A 26,296-nucleotide genomic window follows, 5' to 3' on the forward strand; every position below is an offset into this window, starting at 1 on the left:
TTATGCCATCGGGCCGGGGCGCCGGGATGACGGCAAGAAATGGCGAGACGGGCGGGCGGTTCCGCGTTCACGAACGTGTTGCCCGATGCCTGTTTTCATCGATTCGGAAACCGAAATAATGTGGCGCGAAAAACATCGTGGCGATGTCAGCGGACCGAGCGGGCGAATTCGGCCCGCGCGCATCGCGTTCGGCGGCCCGGTGTGCCGGGCAGGCGCTTGACCGGCCGCCCCGGCGGCTTTGATACGATGCACGCTTTCGCCTTTCCGGGTGTTTCGCGTGAGCCGTCGTTTCCTGACTCGTCTGTTGTCCCGCCTCGCCGCCTGGCGGGACGCCGCCCGGCCCCGGGTGGCCGCCGCCGTCGAACACGCCCGGCCGTATGTTTCGCGTGCGCTCGGGCATGTCCGGCACCCTACGCGCCGCGGCGTGCTGATCGCGGTGGCCGCGCTGCCGGCGTTGCTGGCGCTGTACGTGGTGATCCTGATTCCGTTCACGCCGAGCATCGGCGATATCCGCAAGGCGCGCGTCGATGCGCCGGCCCAGGTGATGTCGTCCGACGGCAAGCTGCTGGCCGAGTTCAAGCCGTCCAATCGCGAATGGGTGGCGCTGTCCGACATCTCGCCGCACATGGTCGATGCGCTGATCGCGACCGAGGATCACCGCTTCTACGAGCATCACGGCCTCGACTGGAAGCGCACCGCGGGTGCGGCGCTGCATACCTTTTCGGGCGACCGTCAGGGCGGCTCGACCATCACGCAGCAGCTCGCGCGCAACCTGTATCCCGACGAGATCGGGCGCGCCCCCACGCTGACGCGCAAGCTCAAGGAAGCGATCACGGCGCTGAAGATCGAGGCCGTCTACAGCAAGCCGCAGATCCTCGAAACCTACCTGAACACGGTGCCGTTCCTCTACAACGCCTACGGCGTGGAGATGGCCGCGCGCACCTATTTCGACAAATCCGCCGATCAGCTCGACATCCTCGACAGCGCCACGCTGGTGGGCATGCTCAAGGGCAACAGCTACTACAACCCGGTGATCAACCCCGAGCGCGCGCTGCAACGGCGCAACACGGTGCTCGGGCAGATGGTCAAGTTCGGCAAGCTCACGCCGGCGCAGTTCGCGGTGTTGCAGAAGAAGCCGCTGCGCATCGATTTCGAGCGCCAGAAGGAGCCGCCCGGCCCCGCGCCGCACTTCGCGCAGCAACTGAAGAAATGGCTGATCGGCTGGGCCGACCGCAACGACTACAACGTCTATTCGGATGGGCTGATCGTCAGGACCACGATCGATTCGCGGCTGCAGGCGATGGCGACGCAGGCGCTGCGCCTGCAGGCCAACCAGTTGCAGGGCGTCGCCAACGGCATGTGGAATTCGGGCAGCGGCTGTGCCGCGGGCAGCCCGCTGTTCCAGACCTTCATCCGCGAGACGCCCGAGTACCATGCCGCGCGCGACGGCGGCGCGGACGACGCGGCCGCACTCAAGACGCTCGACAAGGATCGCGATTTTCTGCGCAATCTGTGCAAGGCGAAGGCCGACGTGCAGGCCGGCTTCATGGCGATCGACCCGCGCGACGGCGCGATCCGCGCGTGGGTGGGCAGCCGCGATTTCACCAACGAGCCGTTCGACCATGTGCAGCAGGCGCGCCGCCAGCCGGGTTCGACGTTCAAGGCGTTTGTGTACGGCGCGGCGTTTGCCGACGGCATGAAGCCGTCCGACACGTTCATCGACCAGCCCGTCGAAATTCCGCTCAAGGGCGGCGAGATCTGGCGCCCCGACGACGCCGAGCCGCCCACCGGCAAGCCGATGACGCTGGCCGACGCGCTCGCCTATTCGCGCAATCGCATCACCGCGCAACTGATGCAGCAGGTCGGTCCGGTCAAGGTGGCGCGGCTCGCGCGCGAGATGGGCGTGCGCGACAGCACGCTGGAAGCGGTGCCGTCGCTGGCGCTCGGCACCAGCCCGGTCACGCTGAAGGAAATGGTGTCCGGCTACGCGACCATCGCGAACCTCGGCAGCTACGTCGAGCCGCGCATGGTCACGCAGGTCGAGGATCGCAACGGCAACGTGCTGGCCGAATTCGCGCCCGCGCCACCGGAGCGCACGTTGTCGGCGTCGGCCTCGCGCACGCTGGTCGATGCGCTGCGCGGCGTGATCAATCGCGGCACCGGCGCGGCGATCCGCTCGCGCTTCGGGATTCGCGGTGACGTGGCGGGCAAGACCGGCACCACGCAGGGCAATACCGACGGCTGGTTCATCCTGATGCAGCCGCAGCTCGTGGCGGGCGCGTGGGTGGGCTTCGACGATGGTCGCGTCACGCTCGGCGACAACTGGGGGCAAGGCGCGCGCAGCGCGTTGCCGATGGTCGGCGATTTCTACCAGCGTGCGTTGCGCGCCAGGCTGATCGATGCGCGTGCGAAGTTCGACACCGAATCGCCGCCGGGCTTCTTCGATACGCTGCGCGGCAAGCTGACCGACTGGATGACGTATCTGTTCCCGTCGAAGCCGGAGAAGACGGCCGCGCCGGCGAAGCCGCGTGCGACGCCGGCGCCTGCACCGGTGCCTGACGAGGCGCAGCAGCAGGCGGCGAGCGCGGCCAGTGCCGCTAGCGCTGCCAGCACGGCGGCGGCGGCCGATGGTGGTTCGGACCCGCTCGGCGCGTTCCTGAATCGCGGCGCGGCGGGTGCGCGGGCGGCGTCGGGGGTGGATACGTTCAGCGCGTCCGCGCCGCCGGTGTTGCAGCAGCCCGCGCCGGCTGCGGGCAATCGTGGACGCAATGGCGCGAGCGGGGGTGACGGCGGTACCGGAAACGGTGCCTACAACCCCGGCAACGCCGGAGCGAACGGCGGAGGCGCAGGCAACGGCTTCCCGTCGGAGCCGCCTTCGGATTCGCCGACGCCCACGCCCGACACGCCCTCCACGGGCGGCAACGGCACGAGCCCCTAAAATCGGTGTCCGGGTTGATTAGGCCGCTACAGTTCCGCCCCATGCCGATACCCTGCACAGTCGCTCGGCCGAGCATGCCACCCGAACCGACGAAGCTTGCAACCTTGAACTTGCAACCTTGCCGCCCGAGCTTGCAACCTTTCTTGCAACCCTGAAAGGCCGCACCACGGGGAAAGCCCTGCGAGAAGGCATCCGCCGCCTGTGCTCCTGGGCTCCACTGACGGGAGACCAGCTTGCAACCTTGCTCGGCAATATCTGCGTAACAAGCATCTGATTCCGATGGTGCGCGACGGCGAACTGCGTTTCCGTTACCCGGAAAGTGCCAAACACCCGCATCAGGCTTATGTAACGGCCAAGGCGGAGGATCTTTGACATGCAACCCCTAGTCGTTTCCCAGCAGATCACTCAGGGCGTTGCTGACTTCTTGCGCGCGGCCTTCCCGGCCACCACGCCGGGCTTCGATGGCCAGATCCAGGGACCTGTCCGGCAAAACAAGACAGAAAGTTAACAGGCCCAATACCTAATTTCGCAACGGCTTCTTAACCGTAGGCGATCGACATGGTGCGGCAGCGGGGGCTCAAACCGCCGCCGCCGCGCCGCGATCGGGCTTCACCATTTTCCCCCGCCTTCGCGGGCGCTTCACCGCCCCGATCCCTGCGCCTCCCCCTTCGCTCATCCCTTCTGCCGGGCCCGATACGCCGCGACCTTCATCCGGTTGCCGCACATCGCCATGCTGCACCAGCGCCGTCGATGCGATTTGGTGCGGTCGTGGAACAGCAGCGTGCACTCGTCGCACTCGCATTTGCGCACCAGGCCGAAATCGGCCTCGGCCAGCAGCCGCGCCAGCGCCTCGGCCACCGGCAGCAGCACCGCCGCCGCGCCGAGGTCCGTGCGCCGCGACACCAGCGCGGGCTCGCCCGCCTGCGTCCACTGCAATTCCAGATGATGACGGCCCGATGCGAGCACCGCGTTGAGCGTGGTCGGGTCCGCCCATTGGCCGGCCTGACGCCGCTCGACCAGCGTGCGTGCGCTCGTGCGCAGCGCCAGCGCCGCGTCCAGCAGGCCGACCGGCGCGGTGCCGCGATCCGTGGCTGGCAGCACGCCGGCCTGCATGAGCCAGTCGACCACGGCCGCGTCGCTCGTGAGCAGGTCGCGCCGGCCGTCGTCCACGCCGTACTTCGTGTTGATGAAATCGAGCGCGAGATCGTCGCCGACGAACAGCGCCGTCGCGCCCTCGGCCGTGCTTGCGGTGCTCATCCTGAACCCCCGGAAAATCGATGGACGGATTGTAACTCATAAAAAACATGTTGACAGGTTACGTTCCGTGTCCGTAACCTGAAAAAACGTTGTTGCCAGTTACATGACGCTAGACGGCAACCGTGCGGGTTTCCGGATCACATTCCAATCTGAGGTTTTGCTATGAAGATCAATACGTTGCTGATGGGTGCGCTGATGACGGTCGGCGTGGTGGGCGGACTGACGGGCGGCGCCGAGGCGCACGCGGCGTCGCAAGCTGCGCCGGCGACCGCCGTGCCCGTGATCAGTCACCATTACGTGCAGGTGGACGACGTGAAGGTGTTCTACCGCGAGGCCGGCAACCCGTCGGCGCCCACCGTGCTGCTGCTGCACGGCTTCCCGACGTCGTCGTTCATGTATCGCGATCTGATGCCGCGTCTGGCCGACCGCTATCACGTGATCGCGCCCGATCTGCCGGGCTTCGGCTTCACCGAAAGCCCCGATCGCAGCCACTACGCCTACACGTTCGATCATCTGGCGCAGACGATCGATCATTTCACCGAAACCCTGCATCTCGACACGTACGCGCTGGAAGTGTTCGACTACGGCGCGCCGGTGGGCTGGCGGCTCGCGGCGGCGCATCCGGAGCGCGTGACGGCGATCGTGTCGCAGAACGGCAATGCCTATGTGGAAGGCCTGAGCGACGGCTGGAACCCGATCCAGAAGTACTGGAAGGACCCGTCGCAGGCGAATCGCGACGCGCTGCGCGCGTTCCTGAAGCCCGATGCGATCAAGTGGCAATACACGCACGGCGCGAAGGACCCGGAACAGGTCGCCCCCGAGGCTTATACGCTCGACGCGGCGTTCGTCGCGCGCCCCGGCAACGACGAGATCCAGCTCGACCTGTTCCGCGACTACGCGAGCAACGTGGCGCTGTATCCGACGTTCCAGGAATATTTCCGCAAGTACCAGCCGCCGATCCTGGCCGTGTGGGGCAAGAACGATCCGTTTTTCCTGCCGCCGGGCGCGGAAGCGTTCAAGCGCGACGTGCCGAAGGCGCAGGTGCAGTTCTTCGACGCGGGCCACTTCGCGCTGGAAACCAACGTGGCCGAGATCGCGCCGGTGATCCACCGCTTCCTCGACCAGAACGTGCCGCGCCGTTGAGCGAGGCGGGCCGCGTCGAACGAAACGGCGCGGCCGGATAACGTATCAGCGGTAACGGCGGCAAAAGCGGCAAAAGCCGCCGCCGCGAGGCCCGTTACTTGCTGCGGCTCTTGGCCTTCGGCGCCTGGCGCGACCAGTACGTGAATTCGTCCTCGTGCACCGTGTAGTCGAGTTCCGCGAGCCGCTCCTGGAGGTGCGTCTGCGCGTCGGCGACGCCCTGGTTGTAGACGGTCGGGGCGATTTCTTCCAGGAAGAAGCCGAGCAGCGCGCCCGCGGCGACATTGCCGATCGGCTCGTCCATGTTGCTTTCGAAATAGCGCTGCAGCGACGCGATGGCGTCGGCGCGGGCTTCCTTCGTCAATTCGATGCTCATGGCGGGCGGCGGGGGCGAGAGGGAGAGGAGCAGGCATCTTAGCGCAGCGGCTTTGCCACGGTCACGGGGCACGATCGCCTGCCGGCGCCGGAATTCACCGGATCGGACAAAGTGATAGGATGCCCGCAGACCTTTCCGAAACAAAAACCAGTCGCGCGGCTCCTGCCGCGCGTTTGCGTTGGCGTTTCACGGTCGTCTCGTGCCCGGCGTCACGCCGGGCTGCCCGTATCGCCCGAATGGAGAATTGCCATGTCCAAGTGGATCAAGCCTGCCTACACCGACCTGCGCCTCGGTTTCGAAATCACGATGTACATCTCGAATCGTTGATTCGACGCCGCTCCCAAGGCCATGCCTAGCCTCGGTTCGCCGAGGCTATTTTTCTTGTGGCCGGCCCCGGCGTTCGTGCCGGCGTCGGCCCCTCACCGATCACACGCATGCATATCCAGATCCTCGGCTCCGCCGCCGGCGGCGGCTTTCCGCAATGGAACTGCAATTGCGCGAACTGCGCCGGGTTTCGCGACGGCAGTGTCGACGCCCGCGCCCGCACGCAATCGTCGATCGCGATCTCCGACGACGGCGTGTCGTGGGTGCTCTGCAACGCCTCGCCGGACATCCGCGCCCAGTTGCAGCAGTTCGCGCCGATGCAGCCGGGCCGCGCGCTGCGCGACACCGGCATCGCCGCGATCGTGCTGATGGACAGCCAGATCGATCACACCACCGGGCTGTTGAGCCTGCGCGAGGGTTGCCCGCTCGACGTGTGGTGCACGGACATGGTTCATGAGGACCTCAGCACCGGCTTTCCGCTGTTCACCATGCTGCGCTACTGGAACGGCGGCCTGCGCTGGAACCCGGTCGAGCCCGAACGCGCGTTCACCGTGCCGGCCTGCCCGAACCTGCGCTTCCTGCCGTTCGTGCTGGAAAGCGCCGCGCCGCCGTATTCGCCGCATCGTCACGATCCGCATCCGGGCGACAACATCGGCCTGATGGTGGAAGACCTGCGCACCGGCGGCACGCTGTTCTACGCGCCCGGCCTCGGCGTGGTGGACGACGCGCTGGCCGCCCGCATGGCGCAAGCCGATTGCCTGCTCGTGGACGGCACGCTCTGGCACGACGACGAAATGCAGCGCCGCGGCGTGGGCACGCGCACCGGCCGCCAGATGGGCCATCTCGCGCAGAGCGGCCCCGGCGGCATGATCGAGGTGCTCGAACGTTTCCCGGCGCCGCGCAAGATCCTCACGCACATCAACAACACCAACCCGATCCTCGACGAAGCGTCGCCGGAACGCGCGGAACTCGCGCGGCGGCATATCGAGGTGGCGTTCGACGGCATGCGGATCGACCTCTGAACGCAGGCCGCGCCGTTTCGCGGGCCCCGGCCCGCCCCGCAACATCCGAACCACTGGAAGGAATGGAAGGAACCATGAGCCAGACCGCCCTGAGCGCCGAACAGTTCGAGCAGGCCTTGCGCGCCAAAGGCGCGCTCTACCATATTCATCACCCGTATCACGTCGCCATGTACGAAGGGCGCGCGACGCGCGAGCAGATCCAGGGCTGGGTCGCGAACCGCTTCTACTATCAGGTCAACATCCCGATGAAGGACGCGGCGATCCTCGCCAATTGCCCCGATCGCGAGGTGCGCCGGCTGTGGATCCAGCGCCTGCTCGACCACGACGGCGCACCGGGCGAGGACGGCGGCATCGAGGCGTGGCTGCGTCTCGGCCAGGCCGTGGGCCTCGACCCCGATCAACTGCGCTCGCAGGAGCTGGTGCTGCCGGGCGTGCGCTTTGCTGTTGACGCCTACGTCAACTTCGCGCGCCGCGCGAGCTGGCAGGAAGCGGCCAGCAGTTCGTTGACCGAATTGTTCGCGCCGCAGATCCACCAGTCGCGGCTCGACACCTGGCCGCGCCATTACCCGTGGATCGACCCGGCCGGCTACGACTACTTCCGCTCGCGGCTCGGCCAGGCGCGTCGCGACGTGGAGCACGGGCTGCAGATCACGTTGCAGCACTACACGACCCACGACGCGCAGCAGCGTATGCTCGAAATCCTCCAGTTCAAGCTCGACATTCTGTGGACCATGCTCGACGCGATGTCGATGGCCTACGAGCTGAACCGGCCGCCGTATCACACCGTTACCGCCGAACGCGCCTGGCACAAGGGAATCGCACCATGAGTTTCGATCGATCACGCACCCCGGTCTGGCGGCGCGGCTACCGCTTCCAGTTCGAGCCGGCGCAGGACGCGCACGTGCTGCTGTACCCCGAAGGGATGATCAAGCTGAACGAGAGCGCGGCCGCGATCGGCGGGCTGATCGACGGCCAGCGCAGCGTGGCCGCCATCGTCGCCGAACTCGACGCGCAGTTTCCGGGCGTGCCCGAACTCGGTGAGGATGTCGAACAGTTCATGCTGGTGGCGCTCGACAAGCACTGGATCGAACTGCGCGAATGACGGACGCCCTCGCCACCGCCGCTTCCGTTTCTGCGCCCGCTTCCGCCGCCGCACCGGCCGTGCCGGTCGGTCTGCCGCTGTGGCTGCTCGCGGAAGTCACCTACCGCTGCCCGCTGCAATGCCCGTACTGTTCGAATCCGCTCGATTTCGCGCGACAGGGCGAGGAACTGACGACCGCCGACTGGGTGCGCGTGATGGGCGAGGCGCGCGCGATGGGCGCCGCGCAGATCGGCTTCTCGGGCGGCGAGCCGCTGGTGCGGCCCGACCTGCCCGAGCTGATCGCCGAGGCGCGCCGGCTCGGCTATTACACCAACCTGATCACCTCGGGCATCGGCCTGGACGAGGCCAAGCTCGACGCGTTCGAGCGCGCCGGCCTCGATCACATCCAGATCAGCTTCCAGTCGAGCGACGAGCAGGTCAACAACATGCTGGCCGGCTCCGACAAGGCGTTCGCGCACAAGCTCGAGATGGCGCGCGCCGTGAAGGCGCACGGCTATCCGATGGTGCTGAACTTCGTCACGCACCGCTACAACATCGATCACATCGACCGCATCATCGAGCTGTGCATTGCGCTCGATGCCGATTTCGTCGAGCTGGCGACCTGCCAGTTTTACGGCTGGGCCTACCTGAACCGCGAGGCGCTGCTGCCCACGCGCGCGCAACTGGAGCGCGCCGAGCGCATCACCAACGACTATCGCGAGAAGCTCGCCGCGCAGAATCACCCGTGCAAGCTGATCTTCGTGACGCCCGATTATTACGAGGAGCGGCCGAAGGCCTGCATGAACGGCTGGGGCAGCATCTTCCTGACCGTCACGCCCGACGGCACCGCGTTGCCGTGCCATGGCGCGCGGCAATTGCCGATCGCGTTCCCGAACGTGCGCGATCACGACCTGCGGCATATCTGGCACGACTCGTTCGGCTTCAACCGCTTTCGCGGCGATGCGTGGATGCCCGAGCCGTGCCGCTCGTGCGACGAGAAGCAGAAGGATTTCGGTGGCTGCCGCTGCCAGGCCTACATGCTGACCGGCGACGCGGCCAATGCCGACCCGGTTTGCGGCAAGTCGCCCCATCACCCGGTGATCCTGCGCGCGCGCGATGAAGCCGTGCAGCCCCGGCCCACCACCACGCACCCGCTGATCTTCCGAAATGCCAAGCAATCCAAACGACTCAAGCCGTGAGCGCGTCGCTCCGCTGACGGCCGCCGAAGCCGTGGCCGCCGGCCGCGATTTCGTCGAACTGACGGCCGGCGCGTCCGGCGTCTACTGGACCGAATACGATCCGGCCGACGCGATGTGCCGGATCTGGCGCGCGCGCAACGGCGCGATCGAGTGCGTGAGCCCCGACGGCTTCAGCGCACGCGGGCGCGTCTATGAATACGGCGGCGGCGCGTTCTGCGTGGCGGGCGAGCACCTGGCGTTCGTCAACGAGCGCGACCAGCGCATCTACCGCTTCGCGCCGGACAGCCTGGCCGAGCCGCAGCCGTTGACGCCCGAAGGGTTGCGCTACGGCGACCTGCGCCACGCGCATGGCCGGATTCTCGCCGTCGAGCAGGATGGCGAGACGCACCGGCTGGTGTCGATCGGCCTGCTCGACGGTGCGCGCGAGGTGCTGGCCGAGGGCGCGGATTTCTACGCCGCGCCGGTGCGCAGCGCCGACGGCGCGCGGCTTGCCTGGATCGAATGGCAGCATCCGCATCAACCGTGGACAGCCACGCGCCTGATGCTGCGCGACGGCGGCGAAGCCGCGCGCACGATCGCCGGCGCGGCCGACGACGAGGCCGTGCAGCAGCCCGCGTTCGACGCCGAGGGGCGGCTCGTGTGCCTGACCGATCGCGCGAATTTCTGGCAGCCGTGGCGGCTCGATGGCGACGGCGCCGGTCAGGAAAACACGGCCGCGCTCGCACCGCTGCCGGCCGAGGCCGGCGACCACGCCGCCGCGCCGTGGCAGCTTGGCGCGTGCAGTTGGCTGCCGCTCGACGGCGGCGGCAGTTTCTCGACCTGGTTCGAATCCGGCTGGGGCCGGCTCGGCGTGCGCGACGCCGACGGCACGCTGACGCCGCTCGCGCTCGACTACAGCCAGTTCCATCACCTGGCGGCCGACGCGACGCATCTGTACTGCATCGCCGCGTCGCCCACCTGCCCGGCCGCGATTCTCGCGATCGATCGCCGCGACCATCGCGTCGAGGTGTTGCGCGCGGTCACGCCGTCGATGCCGATCGAGCGGATCACGCTGCCGCGCGCGCTGCGCTTTCCGAGCGGCGACGGCGAGGCCTACGGTTATCTGTACCTGCCCGAGGCGGCCGATGATGCCGACGCAGCCGCAGCCGCAGCCAACGCCAACGCCAACGCCAACGCCAACGCCAACGCGACCGCGACCGCGACCGCGACCGCAAGCACCGCCCCGCCCGTCGTGGTGTTCGCTCACGGCGGCCCGACCGCCGCGAACTACGCCGTGTACAGCCCGCGCCTCGAATACTGGGTGCAGCGCGGCTTCGCGATCGTGTTGCTGAACTATCGCGGCAGCACCGGCTACGGCCGCGCGTTCCGGCAGGCGCTGCACCTGACCTGGGGCGTGGCCGACGTCGACGACGCCTGCGCCGCCATCGCGCACTTGGCCGAACAAGGCCTGGTGGATGCCGAACGCGCGTTCGTGCGCGGCGGCAGCGCGGGCGGCTACACGGCGCTGTGCGCGCTGGCGTTCCGCGACGTGTTTCGCGGCGGCGCGAGCCTGTACGGCGTCAGCGATCCGCTGCAACTCGACGCGCACACGCACAAGTTCGAGGCGCGCTACCTGCGCTGGCTGATCGGCGATCCGGTGGCCGACCGCGAGCGCTATCTGGCGCGCACGCCGCTCGTGCACGCCGATGCGATCCGCGTGCCGGTGGTGTTCTTCCAGGGGGAACTTGACGCGGTAGTCACGCCCGACCAGACGCGCTCGATGGCCGCCGCGCTCGACGCGAACGGTGTGCCGAACGAGGTGCATTACTACGCCGACGAGCGGCACGGCTTCCGCCAGGCCGCGAACCAGGCGCACGCGCTCGACGCCGAGCATGCGTTCTACCGGCGCATTCTCGACGGCGCGCTGTAACGCGCTGCCGCTGTCGTCGCTGCAATGAAAATGGCCGCCCGAGGGCGGCCATTCGTTTGCGCGGGTGCCGCGGGCGATTCGAAGCGAACCGCCCGTGCCGTTGCGCCGATGCTTAGAAGCGGTGACGCAGGCCGAGGTTGACCAGCGTTTGCGAGTTCGTGCCGGCGTAGCCGTACGAGCCGATCGACGCTTGCGCGGCCACCGTCTGACCCGTGACCGAGTCGCGCGTCGTGCCGCTGGCGTGCTGGTAGGCGGCCGTCATGTAGATGTCGGTGCGCTTCGACAGCGTGTAGTCCGCGCCCAGCGATGCCTGGTGATACGTTGCCGACGTGTCGCCGGTGGCCTTCGTGTAGCTGTAGCCCACGCCCAGCAGCAGCGACGGGTTCAGTTGGTAGTTCAGGAAGCCCTGGCCCGTGTTGTAGCGCTCGGCCTTGGCGAACGTCGAGGCGCCGTCGCGGCTGTATTGCGCGTTGCTGTAGCTCGCGCCGGCCGTGAATGCGCCGAACGTGTACTGGCCGGCCACGCGTGCGATGCCGAGCGAGTGAGCCGTCTGGTAGCCGCCGTTGATCGGGCCGTCGAACGTGCCGTCCGAGGTGCTCGACCAGCCTGCGCGCTGGCCTGCGTTGCCGGCCGTGTTCGCTGCGTAGTAGTAGCCGGCAGCCAGGGCCACCGGGCCGCCGTTGTACGACACGGCTGCCGAGTACGATTGCTTCGAGCTCGTCGAACCGGCGATGCCGCCGAACGAGTACATCGTTTCGAACTGCACGCCCGAGATCAGCGGCGAGGTGTACTTGACGGCATTGTCGACGCGGAAGCTGTTGTCGTAGTTGTCGACGTCGCCTGCCGTGGCAAACGCGCTGCCGAAGTAGTTGTCGGCCGTGATCGGCTGGATCAGGTCGATCAGCGGATCGTACTGGCGGCCCAGCGTGACCGTACCGAAGTGGTCGCTGGACAGGCCCACGAACGCCTGACGGCCGAACATGCGGCCGCCTTGGCCCAGGCCGCCCGTGCTCGGGTTGAAGCCGTCTTCCAACTGGAAGATCGCCTTCAGGCCGCTGCCGAGATCTTCGCTGCCCTTGATGCCCCAGCGCGTGCCCGACAGGTTGCCGTTACTGCTGTTGCCCAGCAGCCAGGAATTCTTCGAACCTTGGGCGTGGTTCACGTACGTCAGCGACGTGTCGATCAGGCCGTACAGCGTCACGCTCGATTGGGCGTGGGCGCTGCTCATCGCTGCGATGGATGCGAGCGAAACGAGCGTCAGGGCGATGCGTTTCATGTGTGTCAGCTCCTATTGGCAGTTGGGTTGCGTGTGGTGGTTTTGGAGTGACGTGAGACTAACCAGTCAGATTTAATTCGGAAAAATGAAATTCAGTGTTGTATCGAAAACAATACGCACGGATTGCACAGAAAGATTTGTTAGATTTTCCGTATTATTCTTTTAAATGAAAAAATGAAGCCGAATCACCTGGCTTGTTCCGCGCACTTTCGTCTGAATTGGAAACAATTCTGCCCAAGGATTGAGCAGCAAGGCTGCGGTGCTTGATTCCTTGTGATTCTGCAATGATTAATTAACTAAATCGGATCAATAGCGTGATGTGATCGGTGTTAGTGTTCGCGCACTCGTTTCCACTTTCTGTGGGTAGACAGACGAGTCACGCTTGAGCGGCTTCGGCCGCTCTTTTTTATGCGCGACACTCCAATAATCGCAATAATGAATTTCGATTTTTAATCGGAATTCGAATTGCCGATTCATCTTGCGCCATCGCGTGCATCGCCATTTCATGGTTCGCTTTCTTCCCGCTCGCCGCCAAGTGTCCGCTCGAAACGACGTGACAGTTCCGGCCGTGCGCCGTGGCAGGCGTCTCTGTCGCGCGCCGTGGCGCGGCGCATAATCGGCCGACCCCGACGCGCGCCGATGCGCCCGCGTCGCCCTCCGTGCTTCGCCACCGCCCCCAAGGATCGTCACGATGTCCGTCGAAGTGGTTTCCAATCTCGGCGTCGCGTTCGCCGTCTATCTGGTGGGCACGCTGTCGCCCGGCCCCGCCAATCTGTCGATCGCGAACACGGCGCTCCATCACGGCCGCAAGCCGGCGTTCGCGATGGCGGCCGGCGTGATCAGCGGCTCGCTGTGCTGGGGCGTGACGGCGGCGGCCGGGATGTCCGCGCTGCTGATGTCGTACCGGCAATGGCTGATCGCCCTCAAGGTGCTGGGCGCGCTGTATCTGTTCTGGCTGGCGTACAAGGCGGTGCGCGGCGCGCTGTCGCCGCAGGACCCGCTGGCCGTGGCCGCGCCGGCGCACGGCCGTCGGCTCACGCGCTTCTATCTGCAAGGCCTCGGCATCCACCTGACCAACCCGAAGGCGATCCTGACCTGGCTGACCGTGACCTCGCTCGGGCTGTCGCCGCACGCACCGGCTTGGACGAGCTTCGTGCTGGTGGGCTTCTGCGCGCTGCTCGGCACCGGCATCTTCATGGGCTATGCGCTGGCGTTTTCGGCGCGCGCGGCCGGGCCGTTCTTCGCGCGCACGCGCAAGGCCTTCGGCCTGTTCTGCGGCGGCTTCTATGCCGTGCTGGCGGTGGGCTTCATCCGTTCGCTGCGTTCCTGAGGCTTGCCTGAAGCGGCCCGCCGCCGCTGATAAGCATTTCGCATTTCGATGGTTGGTCGCGGCGGCGCGCTTCCTTAATCTTGGCGGCCTGCCGCGCCACCGGGGCGCGGCGCCATTCGGGGCCGCCATCGATGCGTCGTGAATCCTCCCAGCCGCTGTTGCCCGCACTGTCGCCCGCCCGCCGCCGCGCGTTGCGCCGACTTGCCGATCTCGCCGGGCTGTCCGGCGCGGCGCTCGCCGGTTTCGCCGTCGCGCCGCCACTCGCGCTCGCCGCGCAGGGCGATGTCGATGTCTCGAACGTCACGCTCGTGCTCGGCGACCAGGCCGGCGGCCTGCGCGCGCTGGCCGAGGCCGCGCGCGTGCTCGACGGCACGCGCTACCAATTCCGCTGGGCCAATTTCCAGGGCGCCGCGCCGTTGTTCGAGGCGCAGCGCGCCGGCGCGATCGACCTGGCGCCCGCGGGCGACCTGCCGGTGCTGACGGCGGCGCTCGGCGATCCCGACCTGCGTATCGTCGCGACGCGCGCCGGTTCGGCCGCCGCGCTCGGCATCGTGGTGCAGCCCGATTCGCCGGTGCGCAGCGTGGCCGACCTGAAGGGCAAGACGGTGATCGTGTCGTCGGCGCGCGGCAGCATTTCGCAGTACCAACTGTATGGCGCGCTGGAAGAGCGCGGGCTGTCGCGGCACGACGTGGAGGTGCGCTTCGTGCTGCCGGTGGATGCGTTCGCGGCGTTCGAATCGAAACGCATCGACATCTGGGCCACGTTCGATCCTTACTACGGCCACGTGGTGCGGCGCGGCGCGCGCATCGTGCGCGACGGCAGCGGCATCAACTCGGGCCTCGGCTTCCTGACCTCGCCCGCGCCCACGCTGGCCGATCGCGCCAAGCGCGCCGCGCTGGCCGACGTGCTGACGCGGCTCGAACAGGCCGGCCGCTGGGCGCTCGCGCATCCGGCCGATTACGCGAAGGTGTATGCGTCGCTGACGCGCCTGCCGCCCGATGCGGCCGCCGACATCACCGGCCGTGCGTCGATCGCGCAGCGCGCCGTGACGAACGACGACATCGCCGTGCTGCAACGCGTGGCCGATCGCGCGCAACGCGATGCGATCCTGCCGTCGCGCGTGGACGTGGCCGCCATCTCGGTGCGCGACGTGGCGCATGGCTGAACCCCACGGCTGACCCCCGCCGCGCCGGCGTCCGCCGGTGCTCCCCTGACTTACCCGTACGCATTGCTACGTAGCGGGCTTACGTAGTTGTCCGCTTGTGAGCGGAACCCCGAACGCGAACAATACGCGGCAGCGCCGGGCCCGTCGAAACGGGCCTCGCGCGTCCGCCAGTTCGCGCTGTCTTGCGGCGCGACGATGTCGAAAAATAGCCAGGAGACACCATGAATCGGGCTTCCGGAACCCTGCTCTGGATTGCAGTCGCGCTGCTCGGCGCGTTCTCGTTCGGAACCATCGCACTCGCCCATGGCGAGCGCATCAGTGCGCTGTGGATCGTGATCGCGGCGATCTGCGTCTACCTGATCGCCTACCGCTTCTACAGCCGTTTCATCGCCACTCGCGTGGTGCAGCTCGACGGCCTGCGCATGACGCCGGCCGTCAAGTTCAACGACGGCCTCGATTACGTCCCGACCAACAAGTACGTGCTGTTCGGCCATCACTTCGCCGCCATCGCGGGCGCCGGGCCGCTGGTCGGGCCGGTGCTGGCCGCGCAGATGGGCTACCTGCCCGGCATGCTGTGGCTGCTGGCCGGCGTGGTGTTCGCGGGTGCGGTGCAGGATTTCATCGTGCTGTTCATCTCGACGCGCCGCAACGGCCGCTCGCTCGGCGATCTCGTGAAGATGGAACTGGGCACCGTGCCCGGCGTGATCGCGCTGTTCGGTGCGTTCCTGATCATGGTGATCATCCTCGCGGTGCTCGCGCTGATCGTCGTGAAGGCGCTGACCAATTCGCCGTGGGGCACCTTCACGGTGGCCGCGACGATCCCGATCGCGATCTTCATGGGCATCTACACGCGCTATATCCGCCCGGGCCGGATCGGCGAGGTGTCGATCATCGGCTTCGTGCTGCTGATGGCGTCGATCGCGTTCGGCCAGCACGTGCACGATTCGCCGGTGCTCGCCGCGCTGTTCACGTTCTCGGGCACGCAACTGACGTGGATCCTGATCGGCTACGGCTTCATCGCCTCGGTGCTGCCGGTGTGGCTGCTGCTCGCGCCGCGCGATTACCTCTCGACGTTCCTGAAGATCGGCACGATCCTCGGCCTCGCGATCGGCATCCTGTTCGTCGCGCCGGAGCTGAAGATGCCCGCGTTGACGAAGTTCGTCGACGGCAGCGGCCCGGTGTGGTCGGGCCATCTGTTCCCGTTCCTGTTCATCACGATCGCGTGCGGCGCGGTGTCGGGCTTCCACGCGCTGATCGCCTCGGGCACCACGCCGAAGCTGGTCGACAACGAAGCGAACCTGCGCTTCATCGGCTACGGCGCGATGCTGATGGAATCGTTCGTGGCGATCATGGCGCTGGTGGCCGCCAGCGTGATCGAGCCGGGCATCTATTTCGCGATGAACGCGCCGGCCGCCGTGCTCGGCACGACGCCCGAAGCCGTCGCGCAAACCGTCAGCCAATGGGGCTTCGTGCTGACGCCCGAGATGCTCGCGCAAACCGCGCAGGCGGTGGGCGAAACCACCATCGTTGCGCGGGCCGGCGGCGCGCCCACGCTGGCGGTGGGCATGGCGCAGATCCTCCATCAAGTGATCGGCGGCCAGGCGATGATGGCGTTCTGGTATCACTTCGCGATCCTGTTCGAGGCGCTGTTCATCCTGACGGCCGTGGATGCCGGCACGCGCGCGGGCCGCTTCATGCTGCAGGACCTGCTCGGCACGTTCCACCCGGCGCTCAAGCGCACCGAATCGCTGCCGGCCAACCTCGTCGCCACCGCGCTGTGCGTGGCCGCGTGGGGCTACTTCCTGTATCAGGGCGTGGTCGATCCGCTCGGCGGCATCAACACGCTGTGGCCGCTGTTCGGCATCTCGAACCAGATGCTCGCGGCGATCGCATTGATCCTCGGCACCGTCGTGCTGTTCAAGATGAAGCGCGAGCGCTTCGCGTGGGTCACGATCGTGCCGACCGTGTGGCTGCTGATGTGCACGCTGACGGCCGGCTGGCAGAAGCTGTTCGACGCCAGCCCGAAGGTCAGCTTCCTCGCGCACGCGGCGAAGCTGCAGGCCGCGGTGGATGCAGGCACCGTGCTCGCGCCGGCCAAGTCGATCGCGCAGATGCAGCGGATCATCGTCAACGACTACATCGACGCGGTGCTGGCGGGGCTGTTCATGTTCGTGGTGGTCAGCATCGCGATATATGGCGTGATCGCCGTGCTGCGCGCGCGCCGCGCGGCCAGGCCCACTTCGAGCGAAACGCCGTTCGAGCCGCTGCCCGCCGGGCAGGCGCTCGGCAGCGGCCGCTGAACGGCACGGGGGCGCACCATGTTCACCGATCTCGGCGACGACCTGCGCAGCGCGGGCCGCTATCTCGGCCAGGCGCTGCGGCTGATGGTCGGCGTGCCCGACTATGAAACCTACGTCGCGCACATGCGCGCGACGCACCCCGATCGCGAGCCGATGACGTACGAGGCGTTTTTCCGCGAGCGGCAGAACGCGCGCTACGGCAGCGGGGCGGGGAAGTGCTGTTGAGCCGGTAAGCGGTGTGGAAGCACAAACGAAGCGCGGGCCTTGTCGGCCCGCGCTTTTTTCATGGGCGCCGTTCGGCGCCGAATCCGAACCCGACGATTTTCATGTCGACGCATTCATCGAGGCAATACAAAAATCCCGTGATGGATGCGGGCAGCCGCGTTTTGAGGTATCACTGCGTGCTCAGGTTTTTTCGTGTGCAGCCGTCATACGAATCAACATTCCCACGCCCAGAGTGAGCCCGATGACCGAAACCCGTCCCGTCCTGCCCGTTGTCGCCACCGATCTGACGGCCGATGCGCCGCTGCCCTGGCCGCTGTTCGATGCCGGCGGCGCACCGCTGATGCCGGCCGGCGCAACGCTCGACGCCGACGCCATCGCCTTCCTGTTCGCGCGTTTCGCGCCGGTGCGCCGTGTCGAACGCGACAGCGCCCAGGCCGACTGCGTGTCCGACGCGCAACTGGCCGACGCCGAAGCGAATGCGGCGGCGCTGCAATCGGCAGCGTCCGCGTCGGCGGTGCCGCGTCTGGCGCTGCCTGCCGACGCGATGATCGGCCTGCGCCGCCGCGGCTCGACGATGCGCCAGTTGAACCGCTTCCGCCTGCTCGGCACCCATCCGTCCGGCCCGCTGTTCGTGCGGCCGCTGCAGCCGCGCGCTGTGGATTTCGCGCCGAACGATCAGGTCGATGCGATGGCGATCGGTCAGTCGGCCGTCTACTGGTTCACGTCGGTGGTCGAGGCGGTGGCGTACGAGCCGGCGCCGTATCTGATCCTGTCGACGCCCGCCAACCTGAAGCGCGTGCGCGAACGTCGCGATGCGCGCGTGCCGGTGCGGCTCGCCGCGCGCTACACGGCCGGCGATGCGCAAGGTGTGGGGTTGGTGCTCGACGTCAGCCCGAGCGGCTTTTCGATTGCGTCCGACCGTGCGCTGGCCGCCATTGGCGAAACGCTGGCCGTCGCGCTGCCGGTAGCCACCGAAACCGGCCATGTCGAGGCACTGACGTTGACGGGCATCGTGCGCGGTGTGGGCGAGCAAAGCGACGCGTCGCCGGCCTGGCTCCATCACGTGGCCAACGAGACGATGACGGACGATGCGGTGACGCGCCTGAAGGCGGCGCTGTTCGATTGGTCGATGCCGGATTGAATGCGTTGACTGCCGGGCAGGGCGCGCGGCGGCGTGTTGTAAGCACGCGAGGCGGGGTGAATGCGCGCCGCGCGCGCCGTGTTCAGTGGGCCTTGCGCGCGGTACGCGTGGCTGCTTCGAGACGGCCTTCGTGCCAGACGTCCGAGAGCCGGCTGCCGTTGCGGTACGGGTTCGGGCGGCGCGCGAAATAGTCGGCCACGCCCTGGCGATAAGCGCCGTACAGCGTCAGCGGCGGCGCGTCGATGACCGAGGGGCCGCCGCTGCGAACCGGCGATGCGTTGCGCGATTCGCGGATCAGCGTGTCGCCGTCGATCACGTCGAATTCGTTGATGTCCAGCAGCGAGTGTGCGACGCCTGCGATATCCATGTGAAGCTCCACGAGCGTGGGGGTGAGATGGGTTGCAGGTATCTCAGCAATAAGCTTGCCAGCGTGAAAACTCCCATGAAATCAAGGGTTCAGGTGTTGCGCGAGGGGTGATGTGACCCGGGATGTTACGTGTGCGTAACGTGACGGAGGGGGGCATGCGGAGGGCGACGAAAGGCAGCGGGAAAATTGTGAACGCGGCACACAAAAAAAGACCGCTCTCAAGGAGCGGCCAATCGTCTCAACTCTCTAGGTTGGACGCCCAGGTGCGACGCCCAACGAACCCATTCTGTCCGATCGGCTCCGGTTTGGATATCGGCCAAGTCTTATTTTTAGGCGCATACCGGCAACATGTCGGATGCGCGTCGCGGCGTGTCGCGTTGGCCTGCGGTGGCTTGGGGGTATCGGCTTCGATGCGGCGGCTTCGTCGGCACTCGTCACGCCGGCAAGCCGCCGCTTCACAGCACGCCGATCGCATGCAGCATCGCGAACAGCGCCGCACCGCCCGCGATCAGCACCAGCGCGTTGATGCGCGTGCGCATCACGAGCGCGGTGGAGACGAGCGCCGTGGCGATCGCGATCCAGCCGCCATCGAGGCCCTGCAGCAGCGTATAGACAGCCGCGAGGATCAGCCCCGCCGCCACCGGCCGCAGCCCCGATTGCAGCGCGAGCTGCCAGGGCGCGTCGCGATGGCGGGCCGTCAGGTGCGTGACGGCGACCATCACGAACGCGGTCGGGCCGAACAGCGAGAGCGTGGCCACCAGCGCGCCGGCGAGGCCGCCCACCTGGAAGCCGACCAGCGTGGCGAGCAGCGAGCCGGGGCCGGGCGCGAGCCGCGCGACCGCGAAATCGTTGACGAATTGCGCGTGTGTCATCCAGTGGTGGACGTCCACCACCTGCCGCTGCATGTCGGCAATGATGGTCTGGCCGCCGCCGACGGTGGCCACGGACAGCGGCGCAAACAGCGCGAACAGGGCGACGAGCGTGCGTGACATGGCGGGGCCTCAGGTGCGGCGGCCGCGCGTGAGCAGCCAGTATTCGTAGGCGACGTTGAGCACGCCGGCCGTCAGCACCGTCCACAGCACCGGCACCTTGAACACCGCGACCGCCACGAAGGTGGCCGCGAACACGCCGTAGGGCACCACGCGGCGCGGCAGCCGCCGCGCGGCCGTGATCGCCATCGACAGCGACAAGCCGATCGCCGCCGCCGCCGCACCGGCCAGCGCGATGTGCGCTATGGGGAAGCGCGTGATCTCGGCGAACAGCAAGCCGAGCAGAACGATCACCACGGCGGGCGGAAAGATGATCCCGCAGAAGCCCGCGAACACGCCGGGCCAGCCGCACAGCCGGTAGCCGATCCAGATCGCCAGGTTCTTGACGTTGACGCCGGGCAGCGCCTGCGACAGCGCGAGGCCGTCGAGGAATTCCTCCTCGGTCAGCCAGCCGCGCGTTTCGACGAATTCGCGCATGAACCAGCCGCTCAGGCCGCCGCCGAAGCTGGTCAGGCCGATGCGCGAAAAGATCAGGAACAGGCCGGCCGTGGTGGGCCGTTTCGAGTCGGGGGTGGTCGGTGTCATCGGGGTTCGGAGCGTGACGGGGGCGCGGCTGTCTCCGGCGCCGCACCGGGCGACGATAGCATCGCGGTGCGCGCAGCCGCAATCCGCACGGGCGCGGGTGGCGCGGTTTCGTGCGCGTGGAGCCAGGTGGCGCGCGTTACGGCGGGTTACGGGCGGGCAGGGCGGCGTGGAGCTGTCGATAAGCATGCGACTGCATCGGTTCGCGCCGGTTCGCATCGACCCGCGTCGAAACGCAATCAACGCCCGCGCTTCGCCCGCCGATTGGCCGGCGCGGTTTCGGCCGCCGGCGGGGGCGCAGCGCTTCCGACAGTGCTTCCGACCGCACTTCCCACCGACCCGCCGGCCCCCACCCGCGGCTGCGCGAACTCCGCCGCGATGAAATCGACGAAGCTGCGCACGCGCGCCGACATCTGCAGCCGACGCGGATACACGGCATAAATGTCGGCGGCCGGCGTCTCGCAATCGGGCAGCACCAGCACCAGTCGCCCATCGGCCAGATAGTCGAGCACGTCCCATTCCGCGCGCATCAGGATGCCGTGCCCGTCGAGCGCCCATTTGACGGCGATCTCGCCGTCGTTGGTGGTCAGGCTGCCGCCGATCCGCACCGCCTCGGTGGTGCGCGCGCTGCCGCGGCCGTGCGTGAGCCGCCAGACGCCATAGGCTTCGTCGCCCTGGCGGATGCCGATGCAGTTGTGGCGTGCCAGGTCGGCCGGCTTGCGCGGCATGCCACGCTCGGCCAGATAGGCCGGCGACGCGCACAGCAGCCGACGGTTCGACGCGAGCCGGCGCGCCACCACGCGCGTGTCGGGCGGCTCGCCGAAGCGGATGCAGATGTCGAAGCTGTCGTCGGTCAAGGGCGGCGGCGTGACCGACAGCTGCAACTGCACGTCCACCTCGGGATAGCGGCGCGCATAGCGCGAGATGGCCGGGCCGACCGCGCTGCGGCCGAAGCCGAGCGTGGCGTTCACGCGCAGCAGGCCGCGCGGCTGGCCGTTGGCGTTCGACAGCAGATCGCCCAGTTGCTGGATCTCGTCGAGGATCTTCCGCGCGCGCTCCAGGTAGACATCGCCCTCGGGCGTCAGCGCCATCCGGCGCGTGGTGCGGTTGACGAGCGCCACGCCCGCGCGCTGCTCCATCTGCGCAAGCCGCTTGCTGACCGCGGCCGGCGTGAGGCCCAGCTCGCGTGCGGCGGCGCTGAGGCTGCCCGAGGCGGCGAGCGTCGAGAAGAACGCCAGGTCGGCGGGCTGCACGGCATCGGTCATGACGGCCACTTGTGAATCAAAGTTAAAGATGCTTTGAGTCTAGCACCGGTTTTTATACCGGCTGCCGCGTTACCGTCATTGCACTGACAGACAGCCAAACGGAGACAACTGCATGAAGACCTATCGCATCGCCACCATTCCCGGCGACGGCATCGGCAAGGAAGTGATCCCGGCCGGCCGCCGCGTGCTCGAAACGCTGGCCGCTTCGGGCGCGGGCTTCGGGTTCGATTTCGAGGATTTCGACTGGGGCGCCGATTACTACCGCCAGCACGGCGTGATGATGCCGGCCGACGGGCTGGACGCGCTGCGCGACAAGGACGCGATCCTGTTCGGCTCGGCCGGCGACCCCGACGTGCCCGACCACATCACGCTGTGGGGCCTGCGCCTGAAGATCTGCCAGGGCTTCGATCAATACGCGAACGTGCGCCCGACCCGCATCCTGCCCGGCATCGACGCGCCGCTCAAGCGCTGCGGCCCGAAGGACATGGATTGGGTAATCGTGCGCGAGAACTCCGAGGGCGAATACGCGGGCGTGGGCGGCCGCGTGCATCAGGGCCATCCGATCGAGGCCGCCACCGACGTGTCGATGATGACGCGTGCCGGCGTCGAGCGGATCATGCGCTTCGCGTTCCGGCTGGCGCAGTCGCGCCCGCGCAAGCTGCTGACGGTGATCACCAAGAGCAACGCGCAGCGTCACGCGATGGTGATGTGGGACGAGATCGCCAACCAGATCGCCAAGGAATTCCCGGACGTGAAGTGGGACAAGGAACTGGTCGACGCCTCCACCGCGCGCATGATCAACCGGCCGGCCTCGCTCGACACGATCGTCGCCACCAACCTGCACGCCGACATCCTCAGCGACCTGGCCGCCGCGCTGGCCGGCAGCCTCGGCATCGCGCCGACCGGCAATATCGATCCCGAGCGCCGCTACCCGTCGATGTTCGAGCCGATCCACGGCTCGGCGTTCGACATCATGGGCAAGGGCGTCGCAAACCCGATCGGCACGTTCTGGTCGGTGGTGATGCTGCTCGAACACCTGGGCGAGCACGAGGCCGCCGCGCGCGTCATGCAGGCCGTGGAAGCGGCCACGGCGAACCCGGCGCTGCACACCGGCGACCTCGGCGGCAACGCCACCACCGAGCAGGTCACGGCAGCGGTGTGCGAGCGGCTGGCGCAGCGCGCGGCCGTCGCGGCCTGAGGTGCGGCGGCGCGCGGGCCGCGAGCCCGCCGCCGCCGGTTGTTCTGTACGACATGCATCACGTTGCGCCGCGCGTCATTCGGGCGGCGCGCCATCGAACGGGGCCGTAGAAGCCCGTCGATCACGATATTCGGCTTCGTCGCGCGGCATCGCGCCGGGAGGCCGCAGGAGACACGCATGCACACCGATCTCGAGCGCCGCGTCACGCGCAAGCTCATGTGGCGGATCATTCCGTTCGTGATGCTGCTTTACTTCGTCAGCTTCCTCGACCGCGTCAACGTGGGCTTCGCCGCGCTGACCATGAACGCCGATCTGGGCCTCACCCCCACCGCGTTCGGCTTCGGCGGCGGGTTGTTCTTCATCGGCTACTTCCTGTTCGAGGTGCCGTCGAACCTGATCCTCAGCAAGGTCGGCGCGCGCATCTGGATCGCGCGCGTGATGATCTCGTGGGGCATCGTCTCGGCCGCCGCGGCGCTCGTCACCGGGCCGGCCAGCTTCTATTCGGTGCGCTTCCTGCTCGGCGTGGCCGAGGCCGGTTTCTTCCCCGGCATCATCTATTACCTCGCGCAGTGGTTCCCGACGCGCCAGCGCGCCGTGGCCGCCGCGTGGTTCATGGCCGCCGCGCCGATCTCGACCGCGATCGGCTCGCCGATGTCCGGCGCGATCATGCAGTTGCCGTCGGTGTTCGGCCTGCGCGACTGGCAGATGCTCTACGTGATCGAGGCCGTGCCGGCCGTGATTCTCGGCTTCGTGGTGCTGCGTGCGCTGACCGACAAGCCGGCCGACGCACGCTGGCTTGCCGCCGACGAGCGCGACTGGCTGATCGCCAAGCTGAAATCGGAAGCCGAGGCGCGGCACGCGCGCGTCGACCACACCATCGGGCCGATCGCCGCGCTGCGCGACATGCGTGTGCTGGCGCTCGCGCTGATTTATTTCGGCACCTCGGCCGGGCTGTATACGCTCGGGCTGTGGGCGCCGCTGATCATCCGGCAGTACGGCTTCGACGCCTTGCAGACGGGCTTGCTCAACGCGATTCCGAGCGTGCTCGCGGTGGTGGCGATGATCCTCTGGGCGCGGCATTCCGATCGCAGCGGCGAGCGCACCTGGCACGTGGTGATTCCATGCGCGCTGGCGTGCGTCGGCTTCGTGTTCGCGGGCGGCGCGAGCACCATCGTCGGCGTGATTGCCGCGCTGGTGATCGTCAACATCGGCATCAGCGCCGCGAAGGCGCCGCTGTGGGCCATGCCGAGCCTGTTCCTGTCCGGCTCCGGCGCGGCGGCCGGGATCGCGATGATCAACTCGATCGGCAACCTGGGCGGCTTCGTCGGGCCGTTCGCGATCGGCTGGCTCAAGGGCGTGACGGGCAGTTATGCGGCGGGCTTGTATGTGGTGGGCGCGAGCCTGGCGTTGTCGGCGGTGTTGACGGTGGTGTTGAGCCGGCAGTCGGCGGCGCGCGGTGAGGCCGGGAATGCGGTGAGCGAGGGGCGGTAGGTGTGCGTCGGGCATGAGTCGCGCCGCATCGTCATCGCGCGTGCGGGTCGAAGTAGGCCTGCCAGGTGGCGGGGTTCGCTTCGAGCCCTTCCACCCGTTTCAGCGCGGCCTGCGCCTTGGCTTGCGTCGCGCAGCCGAGCAGGGCGACGAACAGGTTGAAGTGCGTGTTGCGGTCCGTTGCGCCTTCGGCGACGGCCTGTTCGAGATACTCGCGCGCCTGCGCGTGCTGCTGGAGATCGCACAGAACCGCGCCGAGACAGGTCAGCACGGCCACGTCGTGCGGGTGGCGCAGGCGTTCCGCATCGAGCAGCGCGACGGCTTCGCGCAGCGTGTCGTCGTAGGCGGCCTGGTTGGCCCAGGCTCGATCGACGAGGGCGCGGGCGGTTTGGAGGCAGGCGAGGGTGGGGGCGGTCATGGGCGGGTGTAGCGGCCGGCATGGTTGGATGCCCGTACCGTGCCTCGGCAGCGCTCAAAATACAAGGGCGCCCCGGATCGACTCCGGGGCGCCCTTGTTTCGATCGTCGCAGGCCGGGCTAGCGAACTAGCCGGCCGTCAACCTCAAACCGCGCTGGCGGCCTTGGCCGGCTTCTGCAGCTTGCCCTTGCCGGCGATCGTGATTTCCTCGAGCTTGATCTCGACGTGGCGCGAGAACACGTACTCGGCCGGACGTTGCTTGTCGATCGGGATATCCGGTGCGAACGCGCCGTCGGTCTTGATGCCCTTGCGGCTCAGTGCGAACGCCTTCAGCGGATGCGTGATGGTGTCGACCACGGCCGTGGCTTCGAAGCCGCAGTGGACCATGCAGTCCGCGCACTTCTCGTAGTTGCCGACGCCGTAGTTGTCCCACTCCGTCGTTTCCATCAGTTCCTTGAAGGTCTTCACGTAGCCTTCGCCGACCAGATAGCACGGCTTCTGCCAGCCGAACACGGTACGCGCCGGGTTGCCCCACGGCGTGCACTTGTAGGTCTGGTTGCCGGCCAGGAAGTCGAGGAACAGCGACGACTGGCTGAACGACCAGCGCTTGCCGCCCTCGCCGCGCTTGAAGATCTCGCGGAACAGGGTCTTGGTCTTGTCGCGGTTCAGGAAGTGCTGCTGATCCGGCGCGCGCTCGTAGGCGTAGCCCGGCGACACGGTGATGCCGTCGACGCCCATCGGCTCGAGCGTGTCGAAGAACTTCGCCACGCGCTCGGGGATCGCATCATTGAACAGCGTGCAGTTGATGTTGACGCGGAAGCCGCGACGCTTGGCTTCCTTGATCGCGGCCACGGCCTTGTCGTACGTGCCTTCCTGCGACACGGAATGATCGTGCGCTTCGCGATCGCCGTCGAGGTGGACCGACCAGACGAAATACGGGCTCGGCTCGTAGTCGTCCATCTTCTTTTCCATCAGCAGCGCGTTCGTGCACAGGTACACGAACTTCTTGCGCTTCATGATGCCCTTGACGATTTCCGGCATGTCGCGGTGCAGCAGCGGCTCGCCGCCCGCGATCGAGACGATCGGCGCGCCGGCTTCATCGACGGCGCCCAGGCATTCCTCGACGGAAAGACGCTGGTTCAGGATCGGATCCGGATAGTCGATCTTGCCGCAGCCGTTACAGGCCAGGTTGCAGCGGAACAGTGGCTCGAGCATCAGCGCGAGCGGGTAGCGTTTGTTGCCGGACAGGTGGTTGCGCATGATGTATGCGCCGACCCGGACTTGCTGGAGCAGCGGAATAGACAAT

Annotated in this window: 25 protein-coding genes; 16 read left to right on the forward strand and 9 right to left on the reverse strand. The window is 67.5% G+C overall.

Features of this window, described 5'->3' with window-relative positions; all coding sequences use genetic code 11:
- Positions 1-277 precede the first annotated feature (277 nt).
- Positions 278-2,938 (forward strand): penicillin-binding protein 1A, encoded by a 2,661-nt coding sequence (locus ACYP33_RS25095; protein ID WP_459624346.1) that lies wholly within the window; start codon positions 278-280, stop codon positions 2,936-2,938.
- A 373-nt stretch (positions 2,939-3,311) separates the two neighbouring features.
- Positions 3,312-3,446 (forward strand): hypothetical protein, encoded by a 135-nt coding sequence (locus ACYP33_RS25100; RefSeq protein ID WP_459624347.1) that lies wholly within the window; start codon positions 3,312-3,314, stop codon positions 3,444-3,446.
- Positions 3,447-3,610: 164 nt separating this feature from the next.
- On the opposite strand, the gene ACYP33_RS25105 is transcribed toward ACYP33_RS25100, so the two are convergent.
- Positions 3,611-4,195, reverse strand: coding sequence for a CGNR zinc finger domain-containing protein (locus ACYP33_RS25105; RefSeq protein WP_459624348.1), 585 nt, complete (start codon positions 4,193-4,195; stop codon positions 3,611-3,613).
- Positions 4,196-4,357: 162 nt separating this feature from the next.
- Between ACYP33_RS25105 and ACYP33_RS25110 the strand changes: the two genes are divergently transcribed.
- Complete coding sequence (locus tag ACYP33_RS25110) at positions 4,358-5,338, forward strand: alpha/beta fold hydrolase (RefSeq protein ID WP_459624349.1); 981 nt, start codon at positions 4,358-4,360, stop codon at positions 5,336-5,338.
- Between the two features lie 94 nt (positions 5,339-5,432).
- Here the strand turns inward: ACYP33_RS25110 and ACYP33_RS25115 are convergent, their stop codons facing one another.
- On the reverse strand, positions 5,433-5,711 hold the full coding sequence (locus ACYP33_RS25115) for a DUF2164 domain-containing protein (protein ID WP_414440549.1): 279 nt from the start codon (positions 5,709-5,711) through the stop codon (positions 5,433-5,435).
- Positions 5,712-5,960: 249 nt separating this feature from the next.
- Here ACYP33_RS25115 and pqqA point away from each other — a divergent pair, with 249 nt between their 5' ends.
- The 6 genes from pqqA (at position 5,961) to ACYP33_RS25145 (ending at position 11,246) form a co-directional block, all read left to right on the forward strand.
- Positions 5,961-6,038 carry a pyrroloquinoline quinone precursor peptide PqqA gene (pqqA, locus tag ACYP33_RS25120; protein WP_013691668.1) on the forward strand — a complete coding sequence of 26 codons (78 nt, stop codon included), beginning with the start codon at positions 5,961-5,963 and terminating at the stop codon, positions 6,036-6,038.
- Between the two features lie 107 nt (positions 6,039-6,145).
- Positions 6,146-7,057, forward strand: coding sequence for a pyrroloquinoline quinone biosynthesis protein PqqB (pqqB, locus tag ACYP33_RS25125; RefSeq protein WP_459624350.1), 912 nt, complete (start codon positions 6,146-6,148; stop codon positions 7,055-7,057).
- A gap of 74 nt (positions 7,058-7,131) precedes the next feature.
- Positions 7,132-7,884, forward strand: coding sequence for a pyrroloquinoline-quinone synthase PqqC (pqqC, locus tag ACYP33_RS25130; protein ID WP_459624351.1), 753 nt, complete (start codon positions 7,132-7,134; stop codon positions 7,882-7,884).
- Positions 7,881-8,159 (forward strand): pyrroloquinoline quinone biosynthesis peptide chaperone PqqD, encoded by a 279-nt coding sequence (gene pqqD, locus ACYP33_RS25135; protein ID WP_414440546.1) that lies wholly within the window; start codon positions 7,881-7,883, stop codon positions 8,157-8,159. Before pqqC ends, pqqD begins: the two co-directional genes overlap by 4 nt.
- Entirely contained in the window at positions 8,156-9,337 is a 1,182-nt protein-coding gene (pqqE, locus tag ACYP33_RS25140) for a pyrroloquinoline quinone biosynthesis protein PqqE (protein ID WP_459624352.1), read from the forward strand. The genes pqqD and pqqE overlap by 4 nt, the downstream gene beginning before the upstream one ends.
- Positions 9,306-11,246 carry an alpha/beta hydrolase family protein gene (locus tag ACYP33_RS25145; protein ID WP_459624353.1) on the forward strand — a complete coding sequence of 647 codons (1,941 nt, stop codon included), beginning with the start codon at positions 9,306-9,308 and terminating at the stop codon, positions 11,244-11,246. The genes pqqE and ACYP33_RS25145 overlap by 32 nt, the downstream gene beginning before the upstream one ends.
- A gap of 112 nt (positions 11,247-11,358) precedes the next feature.
- On the opposite strand, the gene ACYP33_RS25150 is transcribed toward ACYP33_RS25145, so the two are convergent.
- Positions 11,359-12,522, reverse strand: a complete 1,164-nt coding sequence (locus ACYP33_RS25150) for a porin (protein ID WP_414448808.1) — start codon at positions 12,520-12,522, stop codon at positions 11,359-11,361.
- 691 nt (positions 12,523-13,213) lie between these two features.
- Here ACYP33_RS25150 and ACYP33_RS25155 point away from each other — a divergent pair.
- From ACYP33_RS25155 to ACYP33_RS25175, 5 genes are all read left to right on the forward strand, one after another.
- Positions 13,214-13,852, forward strand: a complete 639-nt coding sequence (locus ACYP33_RS25155) for a LysE family translocator (protein ID WP_414448809.1) — start codon at positions 13,214-13,216, stop codon at positions 13,850-13,852.
- A gap of 131 nt (positions 13,853-13,983) precedes the next feature.
- Positions 13,984-15,018, forward strand: a complete 1,035-nt coding sequence (locus ACYP33_RS25160) for an ABC transporter substrate-binding protein (RefSeq protein ID WP_459624354.1) — start codon at positions 13,984-13,986, stop codon at positions 15,016-15,018.
- 221 nt (positions 15,019-15,239) lie between these two features.
- Complete coding sequence (locus tag ACYP33_RS25165; protein ID WP_459624355.1) at positions 15,240-17,318, forward strand: carbon starvation CstA family protein; 2,079 nt, start codon at positions 15,240-15,242, stop codon at positions 17,316-17,318.
- 18 nt (positions 17,319-17,336) lie between these two features.
- Positions 17,337-17,543 carry a YbdD/YjiX family protein gene (locus ACYP33_RS25170; protein ID WP_414440539.1) on the forward strand — a complete coding sequence of 69 codons (207 nt, stop codon included), beginning with the start codon at positions 17,337-17,339 and terminating at the stop codon, positions 17,541-17,543.
- 241 nt (positions 17,544-17,784) lie between these two features.
- Complete coding sequence (locus ACYP33_RS25175; RefSeq protein ID WP_459624356.1) at positions 17,785-18,684, forward strand: PilZ domain-containing protein; 900 nt, start codon at positions 17,785-17,787, stop codon at positions 18,682-18,684.
- A gap of 82 nt (positions 18,685-18,766) precedes the next feature.
- Here ACYP33_RS25175 and ACYP33_RS25180 read toward each other — a convergent pair whose 3' ends face one another.
- The 4 genes from ACYP33_RS25180 to ACYP33_RS25195 all read right to left on the reverse strand — a co-directional run bounded on the left by ACYP33_RS25180 (position 18,767) and on the right by ACYP33_RS25195 (position 21,887).
- Entirely contained in the window at positions 18,767-19,051 is a 285-nt protein-coding gene (locus tag ACYP33_RS25180; RefSeq protein WP_459624357.1) for a hypothetical protein, read from the reverse strand.
- Positions 19,052-19,506: 455 nt separating this feature from the next.
- Complete coding sequence (locus ACYP33_RS25185; RefSeq protein ID WP_414440531.1) at positions 19,507-20,043, reverse strand: chromate transporter; 537 nt, start codon at positions 20,041-20,043, stop codon at positions 19,507-19,509.
- 9 nt (positions 20,044-20,052) lie between these two features.
- Positions 20,053-20,625 carry a chromate transporter gene (locus ACYP33_RS25190; RefSeq protein ID WP_414449140.1) on the reverse strand — a complete coding sequence of 191 codons (573 nt, stop codon included), beginning with the start codon at positions 20,623-20,625 and terminating at the stop codon, positions 20,053-20,055.
- A gap of 236 nt (positions 20,626-20,861) precedes the next feature.
- Positions 20,862-21,887, reverse strand: coding sequence for a LysR substrate-binding domain-containing protein (locus tag ACYP33_RS25195; protein WP_459624358.1), 1,026 nt, complete (start codon positions 21,885-21,887; stop codon positions 20,862-20,864).
- A gap of 112 nt (positions 21,888-21,999) precedes the next feature.
- On the opposite strand from ACYP33_RS25195, the gene ACYP33_RS25200 reads away from it, so the two are divergent.
- Together ACYP33_RS25200 and ACYP33_RS25205 are read left to right on the forward strand one after the other, a co-directional pair.
- The gene (locus ACYP33_RS25200) at positions 22,000-23,085 is read left to right on the forward strand and encodes a tartrate dehydrogenase (RefSeq protein WP_414448815.1); all 1,086 of its coding nucleotides are present in this window, start codon (positions 22,000-22,002) and stop codon (positions 23,083-23,085) included.
- A 177-nt stretch (positions 23,086-23,262) separates the two neighbouring features.
- Complete coding sequence (locus ACYP33_RS25205; RefSeq protein ID WP_459624359.1) at positions 23,263-24,576, forward strand: MFS transporter; 1,314 nt, start codon at positions 23,263-23,265, stop codon at positions 24,574-24,576.
- A gap of 31 nt (positions 24,577-24,607) precedes the next feature.
- Here the strand turns inward: ACYP33_RS25205 and ACYP33_RS25210 are convergent, their stop codons facing one another.
- Positions 24,608-24,991, reverse strand: coding sequence for a hypothetical protein (locus ACYP33_RS25210; protein ID WP_459624360.1), 384 nt, complete (start codon positions 24,989-24,991; stop codon positions 24,608-24,610).
- Positions 24,992-25,134: 143 nt separating this feature from the next.
- Entirely contained in the window at positions 25,135-26,295 is a 1,161-nt protein-coding gene (gene hpnH, locus ACYP33_RS25215; protein WP_414448819.1) for an adenosyl-hopene transferase HpnH, read from the reverse strand.
- Between the last annotated feature and the right edge of the window lies 1 nt (position 26,296).

The organism is Burkholderia sp. 3C (assembly GCF_054589155.1).